The 4,689-nt window shown below is 70.8% G+C and carries 4 protein-coding genes and 1 pseudogene; 4 read left to right on the top strand and 1 reads right to left on the bottom strand.

Features of this window, described 5'->3' with window-relative positions; all coding sequences use genetic code 11:
• Positions 1-639: NlpC/P60 family protein (locus tag G6020_RS01090; protein ID WP_182609377.1), on the top strand; the 639-nt coding region annotated here is incomplete at its 5' end.
• A gap of 52 nt (positions 640-691) precedes the next feature.
• Positions 692-1,825, top strand: a complete 1,134-nt coding sequence (locus tag G6020_RS01085) for a glycosyltransferase family 4 protein (protein WP_182609376.1) — start codon at positions 692-694, stop codon at positions 1,823-1,825.
• A gap of 30 nt (positions 1,826-1,855) precedes the next feature.
• Here G6020_RS01085 and G6020_RS01080 read toward each other — a convergent pair whose 3' ends face one another.
• Positions 1,856-3,655 (bottom strand): long-chain fatty acid--CoA ligase, encoded by a 1,800-nt coding sequence (locus G6020_RS01080; RefSeq protein ID WP_179525042.1) that lies wholly within the window; start codon positions 3,653-3,655, stop codon positions 1,856-1,858.
• Positions 3,656-3,800: 145 nt separating this feature from the next.
• On the opposite strand from G6020_RS01080, the gene G6020_RS01075 reads away from it, so the two are divergent.
• Together G6020_RS01075 and G6020_RS01070 are read left to right on the top strand one after the other, a co-directional pair.
• On the top strand, positions 3,801-4,262 hold the full coding sequence (locus G6020_RS01075) for an SRPBCC family protein (RefSeq protein ID WP_182609375.1): 462 nt from the start codon (positions 3,801-3,803) through the stop codon (positions 4,260-4,262).
• Positions 4,263-4,315: 53 nt separating this feature from the next.
• Positions 4,316-4,689, top strand: a pseudogene (locus G6020_RS01070) (hypothetical protein); the annotation flags it as partial.

The raw sequence follows: 4,689 nt of genomic DNA, 5'->3' as shown, positions 1-4,689 counted from the left end.
CTCGGAACGCTGCAGCGGCTGTCCGGCACCACCACCAGCGCCCTGGACGCCTCGCGTGCCGCCTCGGCTGAGGCCGCCCGCCTCCGCAGGGACGCGGACGTGGCATCGGAGATCGCGCGGGCCTCGGCCCGGGACGCACAGGGTCGGGCGGATGAGCTCGACCGGCGCTCGGAGGAGATGCGGGTGCGGATCGATGAGGTGAGACGTCGTGTCGACGCCCTCTCGGACGCGCAGCGTGCAGTCTGGGCCGGCGGCCCCCTGGTCCCGCCCGGTTACGTCGCCCCGGCTGTCGACGGTGTCAACACCGCGGCGCTGAACGTAGCTCTCACCCGGCTCGGTGCCCCGTACTCCTGGGGGGCGACCGGCGCGGAGGAGTTCGACTGCTCGGGTCTCATGGTGTGGGCGTACGCGCAGGAGGGGAAGACGCTACCGCGGTCGAGTCAGGCGCAGGCGGTGTCGGGCGCACCCGTCGCGATGGCCGACATCCAACCGGGCGACCTCGTCATCTACTACCCGGGGGCGACCCACGTCGGCATGTACGCCGGCGACGGACTGGTGCTGCACGCGCCGACCTACGGGGTCCCCGTCAAACTCGAGAAGGTCGACGCGATGCCGATCAGCGGGATCCGTCGGTACTGACGCGGGGACTCCGGGCGGGGCCTCCCCGGACACTGTGGCAGTCTCGGACGTGATGACGAAGACCCTGCTGATCACCAACGACTACCCGCCGCGACCCGGCGGCATCCAGTCGTATCTGGAGACCTATCTGGCGTATCTCGATCCCGAGGACGTGGCGGTCCTCGCCTCGACGTTCCGGGGCAGCGACTCGACCGACTACGACGACTCCCGTCCCTACCTGGTCGAGAGGGTGCCGACGGAGATGCTGCTGCCCACGCCGGAGCTCGCGGCCCGTGCGCGGAGGCTCGCCTCGGACTTCGGGGCGAGCACGGTGTGGTTCGGTGCTGCCGCGCCGCTGGCCGCGATGGCGCCCGTGCTCCGGCAGGGGCCCGTCGAGCGGATCGTCGCCAGCACCCACGGCCACGAGGTGGGGTGGTCGATGTTGCCGGGCTCGCGGCAGGTGCTCAGGCTGATCGGGGAGTCCACCGACGCCGTCACCTACGTGAGTGACTACACGCGACGTCGCTTCGCGGCGGCGTTCGGCCCACACGCCCGACTGGTGCACCAGCCCGGAGGGGTCGACACGGCCAGGTTCCGTCCCGATCCCGTGCGGCGTAGGGCGATCCGGGAGCGCTACGGGGTGGCGGACCGGGAGGTGATCGTGTGTCTCTCACGACTCGTCCCGCGCAAGGGTCAGGACGCGCTCATCCGCTCGCTGCCCGAGATCGCCCGCCGCGTTCCGGGAGCGGTCCTCGTCGTCGTCGGGGGTGGTCCGTACCGGCGCACGCTCGAGGGTCTGGCCCGCAGGCACGGGGTGTCCGACCGGGTGATCTTCACCGGTCGGATCCCGGCGGACGAGATCGTCGACCACCACCGGATGGCGGACGTGTTCGCCATGCCGTGCCGCACCCGGGGCGGGGGACTCGACGTGGAGGGTCTGGGGATCGTGTACCTGGAGGCGTCCGCCTGCGGTGTCCCCGTGGTGGCCGGCCGGAGTGGTGGTGCTCCGGAGACCGTCGTGGACGGGAGCACCGGTCTCGTGGTGGACGGGACCTCGGACGGCGAGATCGTCGAGGCCGTGGCCGGTCTGCTCTCGGACCGGCCACGCGCCTCCGCGATGGGCGTCCGCGGACGCTCCTGGGTTCTCGGGTCGTGGCGCTGGGAGGACCTGGCACGCGACATGCGGCGGGTGCTCTCCGGCGACTAGCCCCGGCTCGAACCCCGACCCGGCCGTGGGTCAGGCGTAGAGGTCCTCGATCTGGGCCGCGAACTTCTGGTGCACCACGTTCCGCTTGACCTTGAGCGAGGCGGTGAGCTCCCCGGTCTCCTCGGTGAACTGGTCGGGTAGCACGTGGTACTTTTTGATCGCCTCGGAGTGGGAGACGGTCCGGTTGGCCCGGGACAGCGCCTGGTCGAGATGCTCGATCATGTCCGCGTCCCGGAGCAGCTCGTACAGCGAGCCGGTCTTACCGTGGTGGGCCTTCCACCGCTCCAGTGCCTCCGGGTCGAGGGTGAGCAGCACCGAGATGAACGGCTTGCCGTCGCCCACGCACACCGCCTCGGCCACGAGCGGGTCGGCCCGGAGCGCGTCCTCGAGCTGGCTCGGGGCGACGTTCTTGCCCCCGGCGGTGACGATGATCTCCTTCTTGCGACCGGTGATGGTCAGGTAGCCGTCCTCGTCCAGGGACCCGAGGTCCCCGGTCCTGAACCACCCGTCGGAGAACGCCTCGGCGGTGGCGCGCTCGTTACGCCAGTAGCCGGAGGTCACCACCGGGCCGCTCACCTCGACCTCACCGTCAGGTGCGATCCGGACCGCACACCCGGGCAGCGGCTGGCCGACGGTGCCGATACGCATCTGACCGGGGGTGTTGACCGCGATCGCGGCGCACGTCTCGGTGAGGCCGTATCCCTCGAAGATGTTGACACCGATGCCGTCGAAGAAGTGCGTCAGGCGCTCACCGAGGGGCGCCCCACCCGAGATGGCGATCTCACAGCGGCCGCCGAGCGCCGCGACGAGCTTGGCGTAGACGAGCTTGGCGAACAGGGCGTGGCGAAGCCTGAGCAGCGGCCCGACGCGTCCACTGCGGTTGGCCTTGGAGTACGCGACCGCAGTGTCGGTGGCCTTGTCGAACATCCAGGCCTTGACGGTGCCGCCGTCCTGGGCGGTGGCCTGGGCCTTGTTGAAGACCTTCTGGAACACGCGCGGGACGGCCAGGATGTAGTGGGGCTGCATCTCGGAGAACGTGTCCACGAGATTGGTCAGGTCCGACGAGTGGGCGATGCGGACACCCGCGTGGAACCCGGCGTAGGTGATGGCGCGGGCCAGCACGTGGGCCAGGGGCAGGAACATGACGGTGGTCGCGTCCTGGCGGAGGTACTGGTTCAACGGCGTCTCGAGGACCGCGAGGGCCTCGGACATGAAGTTGCGGTGGGTGAGCATGCACCCCTTGGGGCGTCCGGTGGTGCCCGAGGTGTAGATCAACGTCGCGGGGGAGTCGGCGGTCACCCCGGCGCGCCGTTCGTCGAGTACCGCGTCGGGCACCTCGGTCGCACCCGCGGCGAGGGCGTCCAACGCGGGGGTGTCTCCTTCGATCACGAGGACATCGGGGGCCGCCTCCAGCCCGCTGATCCCCTCGCGGGTGGTGGCGGCGTGGGTCTCCTTCTCGACGATGGCGAGCCGGGCGCCCGAATCCTCCATGATCCACCGGATCTGCTCGGCCGAGGAACTGTCGTAGACGGGCACCGTGACCGCGCCGGCGGCCCAGATCGCGAAGTCGATCACGTTCCACTCGTATCGGGTCGAGCACAGGAGGGCGACCCTGTCCCCGGCCTGGACGCCTCGGGCGACGAGACCCCGACCCACCACGCGGACCGTCTCGGCGAACTCCCGGTTGGTGACATCCGTCCACCGACCGTCGACCGGCCGCTGGAACGCCACGTTGTCCGGCGTCCGCTCCGCGCGGTCGTAGGCCGCCTGGGCGCAGGACCAGTCGTCGGGGACGGTGAAAGTGGCGGGGGCGGCGACGTATTCGCGCAAAGGGTCCTCCTGGTGGAGACGATCGATGGTCTAATCGCAGTGAGGACACACTATCCCCGGGGCCGGACGGCATCCACGTCACCCGTGTGCCCGGGCGCCGGTCGCCAGGGCGCATCCCGGCCGAAGATATGTGAAGCTGGGGGATATGAGCGAGGACAACGGCGCCCCCGAGGTGTGGCCGACCAGCGACTCCACCGTGATCGACGCGACGGTCGAGGACGTGATGGCCGTCATCTCGGACTTCGACTCGTATCCCGAATGGTCCACGTCGATCCGGGTCGCCGAGGTCCTGTCCGTCGGCGCGGACGGTCGTCCGGACCGGGTCCGGTTCGCCCTGGAGGCGGGCGCGATCGTCGACGACTACGTCCTCGCCTACTCCTGGTCGGCGGACCACAGGGTCGTCGAGTGGAGGCTGGAGAGCTCGGCGCTGCAACGTGCGCAGAAGGGCTCCTATCGCCTCGAACCGGTCGAGGGCGGCACCAGGGTCGACTACGAGCTGGAGATAGAACTCGTGGTGCCGGTGATCGGCCGGCTCCGCGACCGGGCCGAACGGCGGATCCTCTCCGAGGCCCTGCGTGAACTCAAGCGCCGGGCCGAGTCGCGGTGACCGGCGCCAGGGTCGCGATCGTCATGGGGGGCGACCCCCCGGCCAGGTCGGAGGTGACCGCGCAGTTCCTGCTCGACGCGGGCGGAACGGCTCTCATCCTGACCGGGGACCCCGGTGCGGTGGATCCGCGGCTGGACACGACCGACGAGGGGCCCGTGGAGGTCCGCGTCGACGACGCCACCGCGAGACTCGAGTCGTACAGGTCCGGTGCGGTGGATCCGGACGACGACGTGCTCGCGGCGCTGGCCGCCGGAGGGGACGCGCCCCTCGCCGCTGTCCTGGGATGGGAGTACGCCCGGCGGGCGGCCGCCGCGGGAGTGTGGGACGTGGTGGTGGTGGAACTCGACGGTGACCTCGCGGCGGTCCGGAGGATCGCGGCGGCGGGGGAGCTGACCGCGTTCGTGGAGTCGCGCTGGCCCGCGCACGT

It is taken from the genome of Dietzia sp. B19, assembly GCF_014145155.1.
In the GTDB taxonomy this organism is placed as follows: Bacteria; Actinomycetota; Actinomycetes; order Mycobacteriales; family Mycobacteriaceae; genus Dietzia; species Dietzia natronolimnaea.
Note: the sequence above shows the minus strand (reverse complement) of the source record. Positions and strands in the feature narration are given on the sequence as shown.